The sequence below is a fragment of the Mangrovibacterium lignilyticum genome (assembly GCF_010882175.1).
Classification (GTDB): Bacteria; Bacteroidota; Bacteroidia; order Bacteroidales; family Prolixibacteraceae; genus Mangrovibacterium; species Mangrovibacterium lignilyticum.
On record NZ_WKLH01000002.1, the window covers coordinates 1,759,790 to 1,782,572 of the forward strand.

Below are 22,783 nucleotides of genomic sequence, written 5' to 3' on the forward strand. Positions count from 1 at the left end.
GTAAATCAGCTGTTCATTTTGGAAATCCAACCTTCCCGTTCAGCTATATTTTTGTTTCATTAAAAAAGTAGCATCAACGATTCACACTCCAAAGAAAGCCATTAACTTGGGGGTGACAAAATGGTCGGAAAATAGGAAAACATGAAATTCTTCAAAATTGAAATTCAAATTACGATACTGACCCTCATTATCGGAGTTGCAGTAGTCGGATCTGGTTATCTTGTTTACAAAAGCCTTTCCGAAATCATCGACTCTATTCACCGGGAAGCGCGGCCGGACTATAAGCTATTGCTGATTAAGGATATCTCTGCAGAATTGAATGAGGTTGAAAATTCAGTTCGTTTGTACAGCCTCACAGGAAACGAAAACTACATTTACCGATTCCACAAACTAAACAATAGCGTACAGGAGAAGCTTACAAACCTTGAAGATTATGCTATCCCTGAATCAGAAGAAGTTCAAAAGATTGATTCTATCCAGTTGCTTTCGAACCAAAAACTGGTCATCTGGTCTCAAATCCGGAATCTGCACAAGCAAAAGATCCAGAAACAAACTGAAAAGCCGTTAACCGAACTGGTTTCTAAAATCGATACGGCAATTATACAACCCGACACCATCAAATTTGAGCAACCCAAGAAGCAAAGTTTTTTTAAACGCGTGTTTGGGAAACAAGATACGACAACCAAAGAACCGATTATTATAGACAAGACGGAAGAAAAAGAACAGTTGAAGCAAGAGATCGCTGAAATAGAGGAACAGATCAGCACCGATAACCTCGAGCTACAAAGCAAGGAAAGAACACTACTCGAGCGCAATATAAAAGTTACAGACCAGATTAACCGTTTGATCACAGCAATTGAGATTGTAGAACAAAGACGATTGGAAACAAAAACGCAGGAGGCCGATTTCATGGCGGCTCAGATTTACCGGCGACTGGTCATGTTCACCGGAACATCCATCTTACTTTTAATTATCGTACTCATTCTCTTTTTCCGCAATCTTCAGAAAAACAGGTCTTATCAAAATATTTTGAAGAAAGCCCGGGCCGACGCCGAAAACCTGGCTAAAGCAAAAGAGCGATTTGTCGCCACCGTTAGTCATGAAATGCGCACACCTGTAAACGCCATTTATGGGCTTAGTGAGCAAATGTTGCAACGCGTGAAAGAGCCTGATTTAAAATCGGATCTCAACATTGTGTACAAATCGGCCGACCACTTAATTACCTTGGTAAACGACACCCTTGACTTCTCGAAAATTGAATCGCAAAAAATGACTTTTGAAAAGATTGACTTTGTACCATCCGAGCTATTCAGCGAGATTATCACCTTGCATCAGGTACCGGCTCGTGCTAAAGGGTTGGAGCTCGTTTTGCAAAGTGATATTCCGGAAAACCGGGTGTATAAAGGAGATCCGGTTCGGCTGAAACAAATTTTAATCAACCTGTTTACCAATGCCATAAAATTCACCAACAAAGGGAAAGTCACCCTAGAAGCAACCGAAGAGAAAATGGCCGGTCACCATTACAAATTGATTGTCGATGTGGTTGACTCAGGAGTCGGGATTCCACAAAATAACCTACCAAAAATATTTGAAGAATTTGTTCAGCTTGACGGAGACAACGCCCAAAAACACCGTGGAGCCGGGTTGGGCTTGGCTATCGTTAGAAAGCTCGTCGACTTGCAAGGTGGGGAAATAAAGGTGAAAAGCCTGGTTGGGAAAGGCACACGATTTACAGTTGAAATACCTTACCCGGAAGGAGACCCTAAAGCCTACCAACCGGAGACCAAACAACCGGACGAAACACCGGCCTGGTTTAAAAACCTCAAACTACTGTTGGTTGACGATGAAGCTTTCAATTTGTATCTATTGAAAAACATCCTGAACAAATGGGGCATCTCATACAGCGAAGCACAAAATGGACTGGAAGCCGTAAACATGGCCCAAAAGGATCATTTCGATCTGATTTTAATGGACATGCGTATGCCCGTGATGGATGGTTTTGAAGCCAGCTCTAAAATTCTTCAACAAAATCCGGCAGCTGCGATTGTCGTACTCACAGCAACTAACCGAACCGAAGATGAAGAACGTTATAAATCAATTGGAATATGGGAATTCCTTCAAAAGCCTTTCCCTGAACGTGCCTTATTCAACTTGATTGTTCAATTGAAAGACAGGGATATCCCCGAAATTCTGCAAGCTCAGTTACCCATCGAACAAGATCGCCTCGATTTAGACGAGTTAAAAAACGTACTCGGTGGAGACGAAGCATTTTTCAAGGAAATGGTCGATCTGTTTGTAAGCTCTGCCCATAAATGCAGAAATTCGCTCGAAATTGCTATTCAAAATAAAGATAATAACGGCTTGGTTGAAGCTGCCCACAAGCTGGCTGCACCGGCAAAACACATGCTCGCGAACAAACTTTACAGCCTTTTGAAGGATTTGGAGAAAAAAGGAGCAGAAAATGAAGAGTGGACTATTTTGGAAAAACTGGTCAAAGAAGTAGACCATCAAATTGAAACTTTCCTGAATGTACTAAAGAGTGAAACACAAAATTGACAGGAACACGAGATGTTAAAATAAGCAAAAACTATTCTCAAAATGAGAATTACTATCATTATCTTCATTTTTCTTGCTACATTGCGCACACTTCCCTCAATGAAAAAGATCTAATTTTAGTTTTATGGCTGAAAAAGCATTCAAAATATTTGTAGTTGAAGATGACGAATGGTACCGCCGCTTATTGGTCCACAACCTCTCATTGAATCCGGACTACGAAATTCAAGCCTTTGCAACCGGCAAGGCATGTTTATCAAAACTGGATGAGCACCCCGACATTGTTACCTTGGACTATCGTCTGCCCGATATGAAGGGGCTGGAAGTTCTGAAGCAAATTAAAGAAGTCAATGATGACATTCAGGTCATCCTCATTTCGGAACAGGATGATATTGGCATTGTGGTTGAATTACTGAAAGAAGGCGCCTACGATTACATTGTCAAATCGCGCGACATTAAAGAGCGTTTGCTAAATACGGTTAACAACATCAGAAACCGGAACAAACTGAAAAAAGAAATTGTCAGTTTGCGCCAGGAGGTCAAGAAAAAGTACAGTTACCAAAATACCATCATCGGGAACAGTGCCGCAGCACAACAAATTTTCGAGTTGATTGACCGAGCTACGCGCACCAATATTACCGTGACTGTTACCGGGGAAACCGGAACAGGGAAAGAATTGGTTGCCAAAGCAATTCATTATAACTCAAACCGGGCCAAGAAGCCGTTTGTGGCCGTTAATGTCGCGGCTATTCCCAAAGACTTGATTGAAAGTGAACTTTTTGGACACGAGAAAGGCGCTTTTACCGGCGCCAACTTCCGAAGGATTGGAAAGTTCGAAGAAGCCAACGAAGGAACGCTGTTCCTGGACGAAATGGCAGAAATGGATATCTCCCTACAAGCCAAATTATTGAGAGCTCTTCAGGAGAAAGAAATCATTCGGGTGGGTAGTAACGCACCTGTAAAAACCGACTGCCGTATTATTATTGCCACCAACAGAAACCTGTTGGAAGAAGTGAAACTAGGCAACTTTCGACAGGACTTATATTACCGCTTGTACGGCTTGCCGATCGAACTTTCGCCACTTCGCCATCGCGGAAACGATGTTATCATGTTAGCCAAGCACTTCATGCAACAATTTTGCTCCGAAAATAAAATGGAAGCTAAAAATCTAAGCTCCGACGCCACAGCCAAATTACTGGCCTACTCGTTTCCCGGCAATATCAGAGAGTTGAAATCGATCATTGAACTGGCCGTTACTCTTTGCGACCACCAGGAAATTACAGCCGACCATATTGTCTTTGGCGGTGGTCACGATGCTATGGCTGACATCGCAACGCAGGAAATGACCCTCCGGGAATATGACATCCAAATTGTAAAAACATTCCTCAAGAAATATGAGAATAACACCAAACTGGTTGCTGAAAAACTAGACATAGGTGTAGCGACCATTTATCGGATGCTCAAAGAAGATAAAGTTTCGAGTTAGACCTTCGATCAACGAAAAAATCAAGCCATGAATTGATACGATCATATCAATTCATGGCTTTTTTGTATCCTCCAATTCCATTCCTGAAACTGAACGGGTTATCATTTTACAACTCAAATTGACATCTAGTGAATCATTTTGATACAGAATGGCTCAAAGACCAAATACAAAAAGCCTGTATTTCAGCAACTTAATCCAACACGTTCTATTTGGCACATAGATTGGCTATAAATGGTCGGTTACAAATTACAAAAAACCGCTTAAGAGGCGGAATGAAAGAAAAAATAAAACCCTAATTATGGAGGAACATTTATCATGGACAAAAAACAAATTAAGACGCTAGTTATTGCCGCTGTTGTATTCGTTGTAGCAATAATTGGCGGTGTATATGTTTACACACAAAAAGAAGCTCAGTTAAATTCGATGGCTTCAGAAAAATCTGATCTTTTCGAACAGATGCAAGTTAAAGATTCTCTTTTGAATGACATGGAAGACACTTTCGCCGAAATCGAAAACAACCTGACATTCATTAAGGAAAAAAGAAGTCAGCTTTCAATCCAGGATGCAGAAGGCGTACAAAATCAAAAGCAGGAATTAGTTGCAGACATCGCTTTGATGAATACGATGTTGGAAGAAAGCAGTAAAAAAATTACTGATCTGGAAGCCAAATTGAAAAAATCGGGCATTAACCTGAGATCTTTTGAAAAACGAATCGCTGCTTTGAATGAGAGCATCAACACGCAAAACACACAGATTGCCGAATTGAAGCAAATTATTGAGCAAAAAGATTTCCAATTGGCTGAATTCGATGCCAAAGTAACTGAATTGAATGATGCCATGATGGTTCAAAACGATTCACTTACCCACGAATCAGAACGTCTGGTTGAAAGAACCAACCAAATGAACACAGGCCATGTTGCTTACGGAACTTATAAAGAACTTAGAGATAAAGGACTTCTGACAAAAGAAGGTGGTATCCTCGGAATTGGAGCAAACAAAGTAATCAATGGCAGCTTTGATGAGGACTACTTCACAAGCCTGGATATCCGCGACACAAAAATTATCCCTTTGCATACCCAAAAAGCACAGGTAATTTCTGAACATCCAACAGATTCATATTCATTAGTTGAAGAAGACGGACAAATTGCTTACCTGCAAATTGATAATCCGGATGAATTCTGGAAAGTTTCGAAATACGCAGTTATTGAGGTGAAATAAAAAATCAGTCGTCTCAAAGTCATTTAGTTCTAAAAAAATATTCAAGATATCCCTTACCTCGAATAATTGCGTTAGACAAGTCAGAAGCCGTCACTGAATTTTCAGGACGGCTTCTCTTATTCTATCTATTTGAATTTCTATTCTTCAAAAAGCTGGTTCAACGCTAAATAATAATCTTCATTCCAACCTTCGACAATATTTTCGTAGGCTTCGTCCGGAATATTAGTCTGCTTCACTTCCATGCTTGTTCCACCTTTATGTGGATGGAATTTGATGGTGACAAGCGAATTCTCATCTTCACCAAAATACCATTCCTGAACGATTTTCTGATCTTTTACAAACTCGATGTTTTTCCCGCAAATACTTCCGTCCCACATTGAAAATTCAGTTCCCGGAACTTCTTCCATTTCGGCATCCTCTCCGGTCCAAATCTCAATCATAATCTTGTTGGTCATTGCATTGTACACATCCTTTGGATCCGCCGTAAAGTGGAAATATTGTTTGAATTCTTTCATGTTTCTTTTTTAATTAAGACGCTCCCTTTTGTATATGGGTTTGTTCAGTTTGTATGTAAAACCTATCGTAATAAATTCCTTAAACTGCCATTTGGCTTTATAAATTGTGTTCCCCTCTGCATCAACCCTACTCGTCGGGAAAGTCACATTATCGTCATATAACAAGTGAATCAACGCTTGCATATTGATGTAATTACTGAGCTGAAAGTTAAAGGTATTTTCCCAATCAACATCGTATTTGTTTAATGCCCCGTAATTCAGGAACATTTTATACTTGGTTTGCCAGCTAATATCGGTTGTGATATTCTTCTTGTACGCAATATCCATGTTTAAACCGGGCTCTCTAAAGCGCCTTTTGTTTTCCGCTACACCATAATTTGTTTGATCAATTCGAGCAGTATCTTTCACGAAAACAGACTTCAATGTTAAAGGTGAAATGAAGACTGACAGTTCTTTCTTCGGCTTATAGTCCATACCAAGTTTTATGAGCGTTTTTGCCGGCGACAAGAAGCCGGATAAAACCGTTGTTCGGTCCGGATAATCATAGCCTCTAAAAAGCTGTGTTTCAAAGTCGATCTCCGCCGAGTAATACCATTTTTTGTACGCCTGAATTCCGTACCGGGTGATAAACTCGAATTTATCGTCATTTTTTTGAATGCCATCGTCAGCCGGTTTCAACCATCCATTGCGCATCTCAATCGAATTTTCCCAAGTCGTTTTCTCCGACGTGTAGTTGGCGAAACCTTTAATTACCAGCAAGGTAGCCAGAGCACTTTTACCACCTTTCTTCCAGTTACTCAGGTACGTTTGTGTGAAACCAAAGTTGATGTCACTACCCAATACCCAAGGTGTAATCACATTGAATCGTTTGTCCACTTTATCTAACGATGAAGGAATACGAAGGGGCTCAAAACTGATATCCTTTTTTTGGCGTTGCGAGAATCGCGTAAGGGTAACTCCGTCGTCAATTAACATCCGTACCGAATTGCGATCCAAGGATTGAATCCGGATTCCCAGCGAATCGTTCTGTTCATTTTTTACAAACAAACGTGATTGGCCCGGATAAGAGTTGCTGAGCATAACCTGCACCGAATCCTGAGCTGAATTATGAAACCAGAATGAAAGCTGTTCCGCATTGATGTAATTTTTAAGAATCCGCAAACTACTATCAATTGAATCATTTACCTGTACAATCACTTGCTCATTATAATTGCTCAGCAACCGGTAATTTTTATATCGAATTGAATCGGAAAATTCACGCTGAACTTTCAACGAATATTGCTTGATGTATTCTTCCCGGTAAGCATCGCTTATGGAATCAACGAAATTCTTAATAACAAGTTGGTTATATTCTTGGCGGGCATCTTCAAGCAAAGCCCGTTTAGTACTATCCATCCGCTGAAGGCGTCTAAAATCGTCGGGACTAGTCATCACCGAATCCGGCAACGCACCAAAACTTGCCAAACTATCCGGGATACTAACATATTCAGTTCCCAATAAACGATAAGACTCTTCCTGAGACAACACATTAGCCCGGTCATCAATATTTTCGAGCAGTTGCTCCGGAACGGGAATTTGTTTCTTGATAATGCTACCTCTTACCGAACGATCAATACGCTTAAGCTGCTCCTGCACTTCCGGGTAAGCCGTGTAACCGGGTACACTCAAGCTATCTTCAACATTGTCCGGGGTTCTGAAAAAATACCGTTGCTGATTAGCCTGGTAATCCGAAAGATATTTCATCAGGCTATCAACTTTTTCATCTTCCAGGTAGTGAATCAGACCACGCATGCGATGTTCCATCTCATAACTTTGAGGGAACCAATGCCCCTTTCGGCTTAAGAAATAGTTGAGATAATCAATACTTGCTTTTACTGAATCTTGCTCCGCACCTTTTACGTCTTTTCGAACACTATCGAATGCAGTCGCATTTTGCACTCCTAAAACAATAAGAATTCCAAACAGAATAAATCTGACCTTCATAATTTTAATCCTTTATTTGGCTTTGAATTCGCTTCTTTGGCTTCATCTCTTCGACTATGATTTTCCTCCATGGATTAATCCTTCCATGTTTCATAGGGATTTTCAGCCAACCGGGAGTTATGATAGCGCAAATCACCCGTCACTTCCTCGCCAATCCAGTCAGGTAATTGAACTGTTTCATTGGCGTGTGAAAGTTCAATTTCAGCAATAATCAAGCCACTATTTGCCCCTTCGAACACATCCACTTCCCATTTCTTATCAAAGGCGTAAATTATATGACGTACCTTGTCAATTACCGGATAGACAGCTAAACTCAACATTTCCCTGGCATCCGGCACCGGAATTTCATACTCAAATTCAGGGCGACTAATGCCAGAAAGTCCTCCCTTAACAGTTAAATAAGCTTTTTCATCTGCGACACGAATACGAACTGTCCGATCCGGATCAGCACATAAATAGCCCTGAATCATATGAATTTGCTTCTCGCCTTGCGGCCGGAAAGCTTCGCGAACAAGAAACTTACGTTCTATTTCAACTGCCATTTTCCCTTTTTTAATGTCTGACAAAAATAACAGACTCCCTTCAATATCGATTTTTTGAGCGAATGAATTTCCAGGAATAAACACTCTTTTAATTCGTAATTGCTCAAGTCTTTAGTTTTCATCTATTAAGCCAATTTGTTTTCAACTTGAAGAATGCAACCAGACAGCCCGAAATTGGGAAACATATCATGCTTAATCTCAGCAAAGCAGAAAAGGAAGGCCATCAGAGTAAAATCCATCACAAAAACGCGCAACACCCTAGCTAACAGACAATTTCAATACACTACTAACCAAACCATAACAATTCGATTAAATAGAACGAGACTTTGGCTGCGAAAATACTTATCATATTACAGGCTTATTGTGCAGTTTTGAGGGCTCAAAAGTGAGTAATTCAAAGAACAACTGAGCCTATAAATTTTGCGAAAGCCCCTCCAACTATTTCATAAGTTTTAATCAAAATTTGATCTTTTTTGCTCACTCTTGTGTTATCTGTTTGTTAATTTAGCATCAATTAAATCATAAGCAGTTGAAAGAGCGATTTACTTATTATTCACCAATCGGCCCACTTTGCATTGAGACAGAAGAAGACTTGATTTGCTCTCTTTTGTTTTGTGACAAAGAATTGATGACCGAAAATTTCAATCCTAAACTTCAAAAGTTAATTACGGAACAGTTGGATGACTATTTCGGTGGCTACCTTTTTGAGTTTGATCTCCCCTTGAAGCCTTCAGGAACTGAATTCCAGAAAAAAGTCTGGAGTGAGTTGCAGAACATTCCCTATGCGCATCTGACTAGTTATGGCGAACTAGCAATGCTGCTTGGCGATAAAAATCTGGTTCGGGCAGTTGGTGGGGCTAATTCAAAAAATCCGATTGCTATCATCATCCCCTGTCACCGGGTAGTTGGAGCCAACAAAAAATTGGTTGGCTATGCAGGGGGGTTATGGCGAAAGAAATGGTTGCTCCAGCACGAACTCACGAATAAATCCGATTTGTCAAGTTTGTGGTAATTGCTGGCTGACGTGTCACTAATCTGTCTACTTCAATGTTTACCCATACAAAACTGCGAGAGCAGTTTTTCTTCAGTTTAAAATAATTATCTATTTTCGCATCGTCAAAAATGCGAATGATAAGGGGGATTATTTTAGAATTCAACAGAAGGATTATATTGAAGTTTTTACAGATTAGATTATGCAATTTAACGTAACAATCCGAGGACTAGCCATAGTTCTCCTCGCTATTGTGTTGTCCACTTCGTGCGAAAAAGAAGAAGGAGAAGGAGGAACCTCAACCATTCAGGGGAAAGTGTACGCCTTGGATTACACAAGTGACTTTTCGACTAAGTTGGGGGAATACTACGCTCCGGACGTCAACGTATTTATCATTTACGGGAATGACAGTATCCACTCGGATAAAACAGAAACCAGCTATAACGGGTGGTATCGGTTTGAGTATTTAAATAAAGGGACCTATACAATATATACACTTTCCAAGGACCCGGATCGCCTCTCACCATCCGGAGAGATCGTCGCAAAACAAACAGTCGTAATAACGGATAATCATTCATCAGTGATTCTGGACGACTTAATCATTTATAAGTAAATCAGCACCATTGAGGACAGTAATATCCAAATATAACCTCATTATTTTCGGAAGCGTTCTTTTAATGATGTTTTCGAAAGATATAGATGCGCAGGATCAGGATTTCGGCTTGTGGACAGGGTTAGCCATAGAACAAAAAATAACCAAACGCTGGGATATTGAGCTTGATGGTGGGTACCGTTTAAAAGACAACTTGATTCAACAGGATAAAACATTTATCGGCACAGAACTAAGCTGGTCCAAAAGGTTTTTCGAAGCGAGCGCATTGTATCGTTTTTCAACCGTTTTGAACAAAAACAGGTCAATTAACTCACATCGTTTTGGCTTTCAAACCCAGCTCAAAAAAGACATCAATCGCCTCACCTTCGTATACCGTGGAAGGATCCAATGTGATTATGCTGAGATTAGGTCCGCGAAAACAGAACGAATTCCAATAAGCTATTTTCGAAACCGGCTGAAAACAGCTTATAATATCAAAGGACTCCCGTTGGAACCCTTCCTCTGTTACGAACTATTTTGGCGTCTGAATGAGTATACAAGCCGTCAAATTGAAAAAACACGCTTGACAACGGGTTTAGATTATCGATTTAACAAACATCATAAAATTGGTTTCTCCTGGATGATAAATGACCAACGGAATGTCACGGATCCAACGAAATCATACATCGTATCAATTGACTATAAAGTAAAACTTTAACATCTATGCTAGTTAACGCAGCTCTGCCCCTGTTTGAAAAAATCAGCCGACAAATAGATAAAATGCCGGTAATTTCAATTGAAGAGCTGGAAGTAAACGGACAAATGAACCGATACGACAAAAAATTTCTATTTCACACGAATCGAATTTCCGAAATATTGCAGACCATCCAGCACCGATATGCAGTAATCGATCATCATGGAACAAAAATCAATGGCTACAAGTCGGAATACTTCGACACAGCCGATTTGACGTGTTATCTAGAACACCACAACCAAAGAAGTAAGCGGTTTAAAATCAGAATCCGAACCTATGAAAACTCAGGAAAACAGTTCCTGGAAATAAAGTCAAAAAACAATAAAAAACTCACAAAGAAGAAACGTCGTCCTTATAATAGCCAGCAGGGAGTAACGAAAGAAGATCATGAATTTTTGTTGGAGCATACCGGCATCGCAAGCTCCAAGCTAAAAACAACATTGCACACGGAATACAAACGAATCAGTTTGAGTAATCTGCTTAAAGGCGAGCGAGTCACCATTGATTTTGATTTAAAACTGACCCTGAATGGTCGTAAAATAGCATTACCAGACTTGGCCATCGCCGAAATGAAAAATAGCAATCGTCATACACAAACGGCGTTTGGACAGTTTCTGCACGACGAATATATTCAACCATCTTCCTTTAGTAAATATTGCATTGGAATGGCCTTGCTATATCCCGACATAAAAAAGAACAACTTTAAAGAGACAATCCGTAATTTAAATCCCGTTTCCTATGAATAATATTCTCTTGTCAGAACCACTACAAACACCTTTGTTTTTCGATTCAGCCGGATTCCTTGATCTACTGATACGATTCACGTTCAACTTACTGATTACCTTCGTAATTGTACGATTGATTTACTACCGAAAAACCAAACGTAAAGATTACCTGTTTACCTATTTTCTAATCAACACTATGATTTTCTTACTAGCCTATTTATTGTCTGGTGTTGAACTAAAATTAGGCTTCGCATTCGGACTGTTCGCATTATTTGGCATCTTGCGCTACCGAACTAACCCACTGCAAATAAAAGAGATGACCTATCTTTTCATCATCATTGGAATTGCCGTGGTAAACTCAATATCCGACGCGGATTTGCCTTACGCCGAAGTATTTATGGCCAACGCTCTCATTATAGGCCTATTGTGGGTTCTCGAATTTGCCTTTCGCTTATCTCACGAGTCGTCGAAAAAGATTCTTTATGAACGAATTGAGCTGATTAATCAAAACAGAGAAGAAGAATTACTAAAGGATTTAAGAATCCGAACCGGTATCAACATTCACCGAATAGAGGTTTCGTCGATTAACTTTCTGAGAGATACGGCGCGCTTAGTTGTTTACTATTATGAAAAAAATAAAATATTCAACGCTGAAGATCAAAACGATTCCAACGATTCCGACAATTAAAAATATTTCAGCCCCAAATGAAAAAATTTCTTCTCTCCCTCTGTTTACTGGTATTTGCATGGAATTCATTCTCACAACAACTAAGGATAAATGAGGTACAATCATTAAATTCCAGCACGTTACAAGATGAAGATGAAGACTATCCCGACTGGATTGAACTGATTAATTCAGGCGTGACAACAGTAAATCTTTCCAACTATTTCCTCACCGATGACGAAGCCAATTCTTCGCAATGGCAAATGCCGGAATACAATCTGAAACCAGGACAACTGGTTGTTCTTTTTGCATCAGGCAAAGACCGCAGAGTTGCTCCTACTCATTGGACAACAATCATCAAAAACGGTGACAGCTGGAAATACATCGTTCCCGAATCAGACATCCCGGACTGGACAACACCGCTTTTTGATGACAGCAAATGGTTAACCGGCAAAAGTGGATTTGGGTACGGCGATGGCGACGATAGTACTATCGTTGAAAATGCACTGAGCATTTTTTTACGCAAAGAATTCACAATTGAAGATCCATCGACAATTGGCCAGCTTGTTCTGCACATGGACTACGACGACGGCTTTGTTGCTTACCTCAATGGCACAGAAATAGCCAGAGCAAATTTGGGTACCGCAGGCATTCCGGTTAGTTACAACGACTTTGCAATTCAGGATCGGGAAGCAACGAACTATCAGGGTATAGCCCCCGATTCATTCAATATTGCAAACTTTTCAGAACTCTTACATGAAGGGAAAAACTATCTGGCCATCCAGGTTCATAATAATTATCGCGGTTCAAGCGATCTCTCAGCCATACCTTTTCTGAGTTACGCAGGCGCTGACTATCCCGCGGAGCAACCACCAACAATATTAGGTTTACAAGTTGTTGCCGCTCATACAAATTTTAAAATAAGCGCCGAAGGCGACAGCCTTTTCCTGTTCAATCAAAATCAAGAAAAAATATCAGAATTCGTGGTACCCGAAATTCGACGGGACTACTCAGCTGGATTTATCCAGGGAAACCCAAACCAGATTTACCATTTCCAAACACCAACTCCTTGGGCGAACAACACCACTGAGGCCTTAATTCAAGATGACAACCTGGTTCCTGTATTTTCAGTCACCGGAGGAATTTATGATAGCAACGTCAACCTGAAATTGAGCGGCCCAAGTCTGAATGACACTGTTTACTATACAAGCGATGGCTCTGATCCTGACAGCCTGTCGATGTTCAACTTCGCGTCAATCGCCCTTGAGCAACCAACGACAGTAAAAGCACGAATTATCAAACACGGGTATTTGCCCGGGAAGGTTATCACTCAAAGCTACTTCCCGAATTACAACAAAATGCTCCCCGTCGTATTCATCTCTACAACTCCTGAAAATCTTTGGGATTACGACGACGGTATTTACTCAACGGGGCCAAATGCTTCCGCAAACTTTCCCTATAGAGAAGCAAACTTCTGGATGGATTGGGAAAAGCCAGCTTATGTTGAGCTCTATTTTCCAACCGGAGAAGAAGGGTTATCCATGCCCGGCGGACTAAAAATATTCGGCAACTATTCTCGCGGCTACGATCAAAAATCCATGGCATTTTATGCTCGCTCCTCATATGGAGACGGAGATATTGACTGTAAATTATTCGAACAAAAGCCCATCGACAAATTCGAAAGTATTGTTTTTAGAAGCGGGGGAACCGACAGTTTCGGCGAAGTTCAAAGCTGGGGAACAACTATCCGCGATTTGTTTTTGACAGGTATTGGTATTGACATGAATTTGGATGCACAAGCGGGAAGACCTTGTATAATCTATTTAAATGGAGAATATTGGGGGATTTACAACATTAGGGAAAAGGTTAATGAACACTTTTTAGCTGACAATAACGGAGTTGACAAAGACGATATTGATATCCTCGAGTACGATTCTGAAGTTGTTGAAGGAACCAACGAAGACTATCTCGCGCTGTTGGATTTCATTACAACAAACGACCTGAGTGTGGAAACCAATTACAACTATATCGCCAAACAAATGGACGTTGATAACTTTATTCGCTATAATGTCGTTCAGCAATATGCTCACAACACCGACTGGCCCGGTAACAACATTAAATTCTGGCGGCAGCACGGAGAGACCGGCAAATGGCGATGGATTCTTTACGATGTTGATGCCACCTTCGGGATTTGGTATTTCGAAGAGGAACTGCACACCAACTCCATTGCGATGGCACTGGATCCGGACAACGACGACTGGCCCAATCCGGCCTGGTCAACCCTCCTATTGAGATCGCTAATGACCAATCAAGTCTTTAAAGAAAGATTCATCAACACCTTCGCCGATCACTTAAATACAACACTTTTACCCGATTCAGTAAACAGTCGGATTTCCGATTGTGCAACGACAATTGAAGATGAAATAACACCCCATGCAGAAAAATGGGGTGGTTATCCTGAATCGTGGGAACGAAATATTTCCCGGCTAAAGGAATTCGCTGAAAAAAGACCTTCTATCCTTCGTGAGTTTATGCTCGAACAATTCAAACTAACAGATAGTCTGGATGTACAACTAACAACCTCAGGATGCGATGGCGCGGGTATTCAGCTCAACACCATTCTTCTTGATCAGTTTCCCTGGCATGGCATTTACTTTGAAAACGTCCCCATTGTACTGACTGCAATTGCTCCAATGGGCTACACATTTGACCATTGGGAAGGAAGCGTCGAGTCGGATGAGGCAAACCTTACAGTGTCAATGGACAAAGCTCAACACCTGACCGCGGTATTCAAAGAGGACGAATCGGCCAAAAACATCGTGATTACCGAAATCATGTACCATCCATCAAAGGAATATGATAGTGATGACTGGGTTGAATTGTACAATAATAGTAACAACTATGTGAACCTATCCAATTGGATTTTGAAAGATTCGGATGACGATAACCAGTACAACATCAAGCCAGGCACACTACTCGGCCCGCATGAGTACCTGGTTGTCTGCCGCAACACCGACAGCTTCAAAACAATCTATCCGGATGTTGAAAACTACCAAGGATCACTCGGTTTTGGTTTTAGCAGTTCTGGTGAATGTGTTCGATTATACAATACAAACGATGAGCTAATTGATCAGGTTTGTTATTCTTCCGAATACCCGTGGCCAACCGAACCCAATGAGAATGGCAACAGTTTAATGTTGAAAAACCCGGAGGATGACAATTCGCTAGCTCAAAAATGGTATAGTTCCTCATCCGTGTCAGGCAGCCCGGGACAAGCTAACATCACAACAGCAATTCCAGAAATTGAGCAACAGGAAAAATCAGCTTATTTGCTGAAAAATTATCCAAATCCTTTTGGGAGAGCAACGACCGTTGAGTTTAGTATTTCTAAGCGGGAAGAGCTGTCAATTTGTATTTTCAATCTTCAAGGGCAATTAGAGAATGTTTTATTCACGGGAGAACTGCCTGAAGGAACCCACAGATTTGAATGGAATGCGACATATAAACAGCCTGGTATATACCTGGTTCGACTGAAAACACGGAATGGGACGAGCTACCTGAAGATGATTGTCCAACACTAAAACATATCATCAGACCGGCAGGATTTTAGGCTTCCTGCCGGTTCTTAAAATGTCGCGAATCTCCCCACTCACCATAGCCGATTTCGCTGCCGGCCAGTTCAATACGGGCTTCTAAACAATTGCGGCATTGATCGGCATCTTCATCCAGGCAAGGCTTATCCTCATACAGCTGATAATCTTTGCGAAAAGCGCTTGGCGTGAGGTTGGGCATAATAATATTGGCTCCAATTTTCACCGCCTTTTCCCGACCAGCCGGATCAATAGCCTGAAGTGCCGTAGCAGCTGCGATGTTAATATCAGGCATCAGCAATCGCAATGCAGCCACCATCCGCAGAGCCAAATCAAAGCGTTCCTTTTTACTTTTCAGCAGCGTTCGATATTCGTAAAGCGGCGTGTCTTCGTGCTCAATGTATGGTCCCATTCCAACCATGTCAACATCCAGCCTTTTTAGAAATAACAGGTCTTCAGCAAGATTTTCCATGGTTTGAAATGGCAAGCCAATCATGACGCCTGTTCCAAGCTGGTAACCGCATGCTTTCAACAAGCGCAAGCATTCCAGTCGTTTCTCAAATGAATGATGCTCATTGTTCGGGTGAATTTTATGATAGAGCTCGATGTTGGAGCTTTCAATACGCAACAAATACCGATGGGCGCCGCTCCTGAACCAACGCTGATACGTCTCGCGTGTTTGCTCTCCGCAAGAAAGCGTTATGCCCAGTTCACCGTTCGACAAGGCCTTTATTTGTTTCACCAAACGATCAACCCGATTGATAAAGCTGGAAGAAGACAATTCGCCTGACTGCAAAACCACTGAACCGAATTTATTATCCCACGCGAAACGACAGGCTGCCAGAATATCTTTATCGGCTGCCTCGTAACGAACAACTTTGGAATTGCTATGACGGATGCCGCAATACAGGCAATCCTTCGAACATTCATTCGAAAATTCAACCAGACCACGGAAATAGACTTTCTTCCCCACCACTTCTTCTTTCCGTGCGGCAGCTGCCGAAAAAAGAGCCGTCCGGTCTGCTCCTGCTGATTCCAGTAAACGCACTAAATCAGCACGCGAAAACTGGTCTTGCCTTAAAATTTCGTCCATCGGTTTCACGCTGCGAAGATAATCATTTCCTGCACCTTTACTTTTCACATCGAACGAGTCCACGAAAAAATTAATGAAGAACTGTATCCGAATTCTCCGTTTCCCGTCTACCAAAATGAATGCACCAAATCACCGTGTTATTTGTTTTTCTATTGATAATAGACGGCCTGTAAAAATGAACTATATTTAAAGAACATGGAAGCACAAATCAATGAAATATGGCAGGAACATCACGATAAACTGCTGGCTTTTATCCGCAAAAAAGTAGATGAGCCGGAAGTCGCCGAAGATTTATTGCACGATGTTTTCCTCAAGATCCGGGATAAAATCGGGCAATTGAGAGATCAGGATAAACTTCAAAGCTGGATGTTTCAGTTAACGCGAAATATCATCATCGACTACTTCAGGGAAAAAGCGAAACGCTCAGGGAAACAGCCGGAAGATAAGTTGAGCGCAACACCGGAAGATGAAAACCGGATGGCTGCAGCAGAAAACTGGATCGGTTCATATGTACAGGCTCTGCCCGAAAATTACCGGAACGCCGTCGTTTTATATGAACTGGAAGGCAAATCAATCGCCGATATCGCCGACAAATTACAAATCAGCTATACCAATGCCCGCGCACGTGTTCAGCGAGGACGCCAGGCTCTAAAAAAGAGTTTGCTGGATTGCTGCACGTTTCATGTTGATGTGTATGGAAACATCATCGACTATCACCGAAATAAAAAGAAAGAGTCAGCCTGCAACTGTGTCCGCACCGGCAAAACGCCGTCTACAGATCGAGAAAACTGATTAAGCAATCCTTCAAAAACAAACAAGATGGAGACAAAAGATCAACATGAAATACGCCAGGCTGTTCGCAAAAAGTACAGTTCCGTCGTAATGGCTTCAGAAAACGCATCCTGCTGCAGTCCCAATTCCAGTTGTTGCAGCGAACCAACAGACTTCGATTGGCAGTCGTTAAAAATCGGCTACAGCCCCGAGGAGTTGGCGGCCGTTCCCGAAGGGGCAAACCTCGGACTTGGGTGTGGCAATCCGCAAGCGATTGCAAAGCTAAAAGCAGGTGAAATCGTACTCGATTTGGGAAGCGGTGCCGGGTTCGATGCCTTTCTGGCTGCTCGTCAGGTTGGCAAAACAGGACAGGTCATCGGAGTCGACATGACTCCGAAAATGTTGATAAAAGCTCGTGAAAACCAAACAAAGTTACAGTTGACTCAAGTTGATTTTCGATTGGGTGAGATCGAACATCTGCCAGTTGCCGATCAAACGGTAGACGTAATCATCTCGAACTGTGTGATTAACCTTTCACCTGAAAAAGAACAGGTTTTCCGCGAAGCATTTCGGGTACTGAAACCGGGGGGGAGACTGGCCATTTCCGATATTGTAACCTTGGGAGAACTTCCGGAAGCAATCAAATCGGATATGGAATTGTACACTGGCTGTGTCTCCGGTGCTTCAACCGTCGATGAACTCAAAAACATTCTTCACCAAACCGGATTCATTCAAATTGAAATACGTGAAAAAGTCGGTAGTCGCGAACTAATCAACGAATGGGATCGCAAAAAAACATTTGCGAATCTGGTCATTTCAGCCAGCATTGAATCCATTAAGCCTATTCAACTTCAACATTCAGAACTATCGGAATTGCAGCCTTTGAAAGGTGATGAGCTGGGAAAAGCATCCGAAATACTCAAAGAGGCCAATCTGCCAACAACGGACCTAACGGAAGCACCTGTTCAACTATTCGGTCTTTACCGCAAAAACCAGTTAGTTGCTGTCGGCGGCTTAGAAATGTACGGCAAAAGCGCAATTTTGCGATCTCTGGCGATTCAAAAAGCCTTTCGTTCGAATGGTGTGGGAAGTTTGCTCCTGTCTAAAATTGAAAAAAAGGCAACGGAGCTACAACTCTCCGACCTGTATTTACTAACGACAACGGCGGAAAAGTTTTTCGACAGCCATCAATACAAAAAATGCCATCACGATTCTTGTCCGAAAGAAATTCAGCAGAGTCAGGAATTTGCCAGCATCTGCCCCTCAACAGCCATTTGTTTGCACAAAGCATTGCCAAAAGAATAAAATCTGCAGCTGTTTCAAAAAAGTATAAGCATGGTTGAGTTGAAAACCCGGGAAACTGATCAACCGGCTGAAGCCATTTTGCAGGCTGATATTAATCCGGAGCTCTTGGCAGAGATGATTTTTAAAGCCTTACATCGTTTTGAGTAAATGCGCCAAATAAAAGATCTATTCGTCTCATTTTCAAAGCTTAAATTTTAGTTTATCTTTCACTTTTTGGTGTAGAAATCATTCATCGCACCGTAAAGAATCGTATTTTTGCCGTGCAACCTGCGGGAAGGTCAACAGACTGACTTCAAGGGAAAGCATCCAGTTGATTATTGATTAATGCCTGTGACTTATTTTTGGTCAGGCATTGGTGAATAATACCAGCCTGCGCCTCCCGCAATAACCAAATAGCATGAACACCGATAAACGATTGGGTTTTGTGGGAATTATTCTGGAAGACCGCGAGCACGCTGCCCCGCAGGTCAACGAGCTTCTCTCGAAACATGCCAATATTATTTTAGCCCGAACGGGTATTCCACACATCAAGGGCGAAAATTCCGTCATCACTTTAGTTGTTGACAGCTCAACCGACGAGCTGGGAAAATTAACAGGCCGACTGGGTTCCATTCCCGGTGTTCAGGTCAAATCTGCACTTTCAAAAAAATAACCTCACCCATGATAAACACAAAAAGCGATTTTATCAACGATCAGTCAATAAGCGAAATACTGACGAACTATAGCAAACCGGAAGCAGCCCAGGTAAAAGATGTTTTGACCAAAGCACGCGAAATGAAAGGGCTTTCGCTCGAAGACGTCGCCGTCTTAACCGGAGCCAATGATCCAAGTCAGATACAGGAACTGTTTGATACAGCGAATGACATCAAAGACACCATTTACGGCAAACGGTTGGTGATGTTTGCACCACTCTACATCACAAACTTGTGTGCCAACGAATGCACTTACTGTGCCTTTCGCGCCAAAAATAAGGCCATCGTTCGGAAGGCGCTGAACCAGGAAGAAGTAAAACGCGAAACCGAAGCGCTGATCAAACAAGGTCACAAACGGGTTTTGTTGGTCGCTGGTGAAAGTTACCCAAAACAAGGATTTCAATATGTGCTCGATTCGGTTCGGGCAGTTTACGAAGCAAGTTATAATAATGACAACATTCGACGGGTCAATGTGAATGTTGCGCCATTGACTCTGGAGGAGTTCAAATTATTGAAGAATGAGAAAATTGGCACCTACCAGATATTCCAGGAAACTTATCACCGAGAGACCTATAAAAAGGTGCACATCGGTGGTAAAAAGATGGATTACGATTGGCGGGTAACAGCCCCTCACCGAGCAATGGAAGCCGGAATCGACGACGTCGGCATCGGTGTTCTTTTCGGACTGTATGATTATCGCTACGAATTGCTGGCGCTCATGCAGCACATTCAGGAATTAGAGCGTGTCTATGGCGTTGGGCCGCATACCATCAGTGTTCCGCGCATGGAGCCGGCAACCGGATCGGATATGGCTTCTCAACCTCCATTCCCTGTTTCAGACCTGGATTTTAAAAAGATTGTGGCCATCCTGCGCCTGGCAGTTCCCTACACAGGTATTATCATGTCGACCCGTGAAAGTGAACAAATGCGCCGGGATACGTTTGCACTTGGCGTGTCGCAAATATCGGCCGGTAGCCGAACCAACCCCGGTGGATATGAAGAAGAGGATGAAATCTCCGGACAATTCAGTTTAGGTGATCACCGCCCTATGGATGAGGTGATTCGCGATGTTGCTCAAATGGGTTATGTTCCCTCCTTCTGTACCGGCTGTTACCGCTTGGGACGCACCGGTCAGGATTTTATGGATATGGCAAAACCGGGAGCTATCAAAGCTCATTGCGGCCCCAATGCATTGAGCAGCTTCATGGAGTACCTCAACAATTACGCATCGCCCGAAACCTTTAAAATAGGAACTGAATTGATTGAAAAAACAATATCAGGGCTTGAAGGAGTTCCTGCTGACCGCGCCCGTAAACTAGTCGACCGGGTGAACAACGGGCATTCGGATGTATATTGCTAGAAATAGAGACGAAGACGCTGGATTTTAGACCAAGATCGTAGCTGGGAAAAAGGAACCCGGAAACTGATAAATGACAACTGTAAACTATGTCGGTAACACGCACAGAACACGACTTTTTAGGTGAGCTCGAGATTCCCGCTGAAGCACTTTACGGCATTCATACCGCAAGAGCGTTGGAGAACTTCCAACTGGCAGGACGCCCCGTGAATCAAAACCTGATCAAAGCTTATGGTTGGGTAAAACTGGCCTGCGTTCAAATTAACCGCGAACTGGGCTATTTCAAAGATGCGGTAAAAGCTGATGCCATTGAACAGGCGTGCCGCGAACTGGCCGAAGGAGAACTGAACAAGTGGTTCGTGGTGGACGCCCTGCAAGGCGGCGCAGGCACCTCAACCAACATGAACGTGAACGAGGTCATTGCCAACCGGGCACTGCAAATCATGGGAAAAGCGTTGGGTGATTATGTCACCGTTTCACCTCTCGACGACATCAATCTGCATCAATCCACCAACGATACCTACCCCACGGCGCTAAAACTGGCAGCCATCCTGCAATTACGAAATGTCGAACAGGCTGTTTTGCAATTACAGGAAGCTTTTCAGCAAAAAGAGAAAGAGATGGGCGATGTGGTGAAGATTGGACGCACCCAGTTGCAGGATGCGGTGCTGACAACCTTAGGCCGCGAAATGGCCGCCTATGCCGAAGCCTTTAACCGCGACCGCTGGCGAATCTACAAGTGTGAAGAACGTTTACGCGTTGTCAACCTCGGCGGAACGGCAATTGGCAGCGGACTTGGAGCCCCCCGGCAATTTATTTTCCGGGTAACCGATCGTCTGCGCGAACTCACCAATACCTCGCTGGCCCGGGCCGAGAACCTGATGGAATGCACTCAAAATACCGATGTGTTTGTGGAGGTTTCAGGCATCTTGAAAGCTTGTGCGTCAAACCTGTTTAAAGTAGCCAACGATTTGCGTCTGCTTTCCAGCGGGCCTGATGGTGGTTTAGGCGAGATCAATCTGCCTTCTGTACAAGCCGGTTCGTCCATCATGCCTGGAAAGATCAACCCGGTGATTCCGGAAAGTGTGGCCCAGGCAGCGATGCAAGTGGTAGCCAACGACCAACTGATCACCCAGGCCTGTATGAATGGCAACCTCGAGCTCAACCAGTTTATGCCCGTTGTGGCCGATTCCTTGCTAAACAGTTTGCAACTGCTGGAAAATGCATCCAACGCCTTCCGGACAAAATGCATCACCGGTATAACAGCCAATGCTGAAAAATGCCGTTCACAGGTGCTTAACTCAACGACAGTCATTACCGCTCTGCTTCCAAAGCTGGGTTATGAGAAATGTTCAGAGATCGCAGCTGACGTAAGTAGCCAAAATTGTTCCATCCGGGAGCTCGTTCTTCGGCAAAAACTGATGGATGAAAAGACCTTTGAGCAATTAATCAGTCCAGAAGCTGTCAATAAGTTAGGCTATTAGAAGAAAGAATTTCAATCTAAAATTCTTAAAATTTTGTTAACAGTGTTTTTATTTAGAATTATTCTCAATAAATTGTACCAGTTATAAATCCTAAAAATTGAATGAAATGAAAAAATTGGTATTGATGATGGCGATTGTTTTTGCTTGTGGTGTAACTTTTGCAATTCCTGTAAACACACCTGACGAAAAGCCAAAAACAGAGCAAACTGCCAAAAAAGAAAAGAAAGAAGGCTGCTGCAGTGAGAAGAAAGCATGCTGCGACAAATCAAAAAGCTGCGACAAAAAAGCAGAAAAAGCAGAAAAAACTGAGAAGGAATAGCAATTCCTCCTTCCAAATAAAAGAAGCCGGTAACCCCGGCTTTTTTTTATGCACGGTCCGCATCCCTACCGGGCACATACCTCAATTGCATTCCTTCCCTTTCTATCGTTTAGGCTTCAAGATTCTACGGCTTTGCTCTGCGCGTATTT

19 protein-coding genes are annotated in these 22,783 nt (G+C 42.5%); 15 read left to right on the top strand and 4 right to left on the bottom strand.

Annotation, left to right across the window (positions count from 1 at the left end; all coding sequences use genetic code 11):
* Positions 1-141: 141 nt before the first annotated feature.
* From GJV22_RS14145 to GJV22_RS14155, 3 genes are all read left to right on the top strand, one after another.
* Positions 142-2,556 carry an ATP-binding protein gene (locus tag GJV22_RS14145; protein WP_163714730.1) on the top strand — a complete coding sequence of 805 codons (2,415 nt, stop codon included), beginning with the start codon at positions 142-144 and terminating at the stop codon, positions 2,554-2,556.
* A gap of 124 nt (positions 2,557-2,680) precedes the next feature.
* Positions 2,681-4,039, top strand: a complete 1,359-nt coding sequence (locus GJV22_RS14150) for a sigma-54-dependent transcriptional regulator (RefSeq protein WP_163714733.1) — start codon at positions 2,681-2,683, stop codon at positions 4,037-4,039.
* Positions 4,040-4,354: 315 nt separating this feature from the next.
* The gene (locus GJV22_RS14155) at positions 4,355-5,257 is read left to right on the top strand and encodes a Cbp1 family collagen-binding glycoprotein adhesin (RefSeq protein WP_163714736.1); all 903 of its coding nucleotides are present in this window, start codon (positions 4,355-4,357) and stop codon (positions 5,255-5,257) included.
* Between the two features lie 137 nt (positions 5,258-5,394).
* Here GJV22_RS14155 and GJV22_RS14160 read toward each other — a convergent pair whose 3' ends face one another.
* The 3 genes from GJV22_RS14160 to GJV22_RS14170 all read right to left on the bottom strand — a co-directional run bounded on the left by GJV22_RS14160 (position 5,395) and on the right by GJV22_RS14170 (position 8,297).
* Positions 5,395-5,772 (bottom strand): SRPBCC domain-containing protein, encoded by a 378-nt coding sequence (locus GJV22_RS14160; protein WP_163714739.1) that lies wholly within the window; start codon positions 5,770-5,772, stop codon positions 5,395-5,397.
* Between the two features lie 9 nt (positions 5,773-5,781).
* Entirely contained in the window at positions 5,782-7,755 is a 1,974-nt protein-coding gene (locus tag GJV22_RS14165; protein ID WP_163714741.1) for a DUF3078 domain-containing protein, read from the bottom strand.
* Positions 7,756-7,829: 74 nt separating this feature from the next.
* Positions 7,830-8,297 (bottom strand): CYTH domain-containing protein, encoded by a 468-nt coding sequence (locus GJV22_RS14170; protein WP_163714744.1) that lies wholly within the window; start codon positions 8,295-8,297, stop codon positions 7,830-7,832.
* A 529-nt stretch (positions 8,298-8,826) separates the two neighbouring features.
* Here GJV22_RS14170 and GJV22_RS14175 point away from each other — a divergent pair.
* The 6 genes from GJV22_RS14175 (at position 8,827) to GJV22_RS14200 (ending at position 15,604) form a co-directional block, all read left to right on the top strand.
* The gene (locus GJV22_RS14175; RefSeq protein ID WP_205461876.1) at positions 8,827-9,309 is read left to right on the top strand and encodes a methylated-DNA--[protein]-cysteine S-methyltransferase; all 483 of its coding nucleotides are present in this window, start codon (positions 8,827-8,829) and stop codon (positions 9,307-9,309) included.
* Positions 9,310-9,490: 181 nt separating this feature from the next.
* Complete coding sequence (locus tag GJV22_RS14180) at positions 9,491-9,901, top strand: hypothetical protein (protein ID WP_163714747.1); 411 nt, start codon at positions 9,491-9,493, stop codon at positions 9,899-9,901.
* A gap of 10 nt (positions 9,902-9,911) precedes the next feature.
* Complete coding sequence (locus GJV22_RS14185; protein ID WP_163714751.1) at positions 9,912-10,598, top strand: DUF2490 domain-containing protein; 687 nt, start codon at positions 9,912-9,914, stop codon at positions 10,596-10,598.
* Positions 10,599-10,603: 5 nt separating this feature from the next.
* Positions 10,604-11,380, top strand: a complete 777-nt coding sequence (locus GJV22_RS14190) for a VTC domain-containing protein (RefSeq protein WP_163714752.1) — start codon at positions 10,604-10,606, stop codon at positions 11,378-11,380.
* The gene (locus GJV22_RS14195) at positions 11,373-12,047 is read left to right on the top strand and encodes a DUF4956 domain-containing protein (RefSeq protein WP_163714755.1); all 675 of its coding nucleotides are present in this window, start codon (positions 11,373-11,375) and stop codon (positions 12,045-12,047) included. Before GJV22_RS14190 ends, GJV22_RS14195 begins: the two co-directional genes overlap by 8 nt.
* A gap of 17 nt (positions 12,048-12,064) precedes the next feature.
* Complete coding sequence (locus tag GJV22_RS14200) at positions 12,065-15,604, top strand: CotH kinase family protein (RefSeq protein ID WP_163714758.1); 3,540 nt, start codon at positions 12,065-12,067, stop codon at positions 15,602-15,604.
* Between the two features lie 25 nt (positions 15,605-15,629).
* On the opposite strand, the gene hydE is transcribed toward GJV22_RS14200, so the two are convergent.
* Positions 15,630-16,754: a [FeFe] hydrogenase H-cluster radical SAM maturase HydE gene (gene hydE, locus GJV22_RS14205; protein WP_238480334.1), complete on the bottom strand. Its 1,125-nt coding sequence runs from the start codon at positions 16,752-16,754 to the stop codon at positions 15,630-15,632.
* Positions 16,755-16,901: 147 nt separating this feature from the next.
* Here hydE and sigZ point away from each other — a divergent pair, with 147 nt between their 5' ends.
* The 6 genes from sigZ (at position 16,902) to GJV22_RS14235 (ending at position 22,634) form a co-directional block, all read left to right on the top strand.
* Positions 16,902-17,498 carry an RNA polymerase sigma factor SigZ gene (gene sigZ, locus GJV22_RS14210; RefSeq protein WP_163714760.1) on the top strand — a complete coding sequence of 199 codons (597 nt, stop codon included), beginning with the start codon at positions 16,902-16,904 and terminating at the stop codon, positions 17,496-17,498.
* Positions 17,499-17,525: 27 nt separating this feature from the next.
* On the top strand, positions 17,526-18,782 hold the full coding sequence (gene arsN2, locus GJV22_RS14215) for an arsenic resistance N-acetyltransferase ArsN2 (protein WP_163714763.1): 1,257 nt from the start codon (positions 17,526-17,528) through the stop codon (positions 18,780-18,782).
* A gap of 397 nt (positions 18,783-19,179) precedes the next feature.
* Positions 19,180-19,434, top strand: a complete 255-nt coding sequence (locus GJV22_RS14220; protein WP_163714767.1) for a TM1266 family iron-only hydrogenase system putative regulator — start codon at positions 19,180-19,182, stop codon at positions 19,432-19,434.
* Positions 19,435-19,442: 8 nt separating this feature from the next.
* On the top strand, positions 19,443-20,834 hold the full coding sequence (hydG, locus tag GJV22_RS14225) for a [FeFe] hydrogenase H-cluster radical SAM maturase HydG (RefSeq protein ID WP_163714769.1): 1,392 nt from the start codon (positions 19,443-19,445) through the stop codon (positions 20,832-20,834).
* An 86-nt stretch (positions 20,835-20,920) separates the two neighbouring features.
* On the top strand, positions 20,921-22,315 hold the full coding sequence (locus GJV22_RS14230) for an aspartate ammonia-lyase (protein WP_163714772.1): 1,395 nt from the start codon (positions 20,921-20,923) through the stop codon (positions 22,313-22,315).
* 97 nt (positions 22,316-22,412) lie between these two features.
* Positions 22,413-22,634, top strand: coding sequence for a hypothetical protein (locus tag GJV22_RS14235; RefSeq protein ID WP_163714775.1), 222 nt, complete (start codon positions 22,413-22,415; stop codon positions 22,632-22,634).
* Positions 22,635-22,783: the final 149 nt, after the last annotated feature.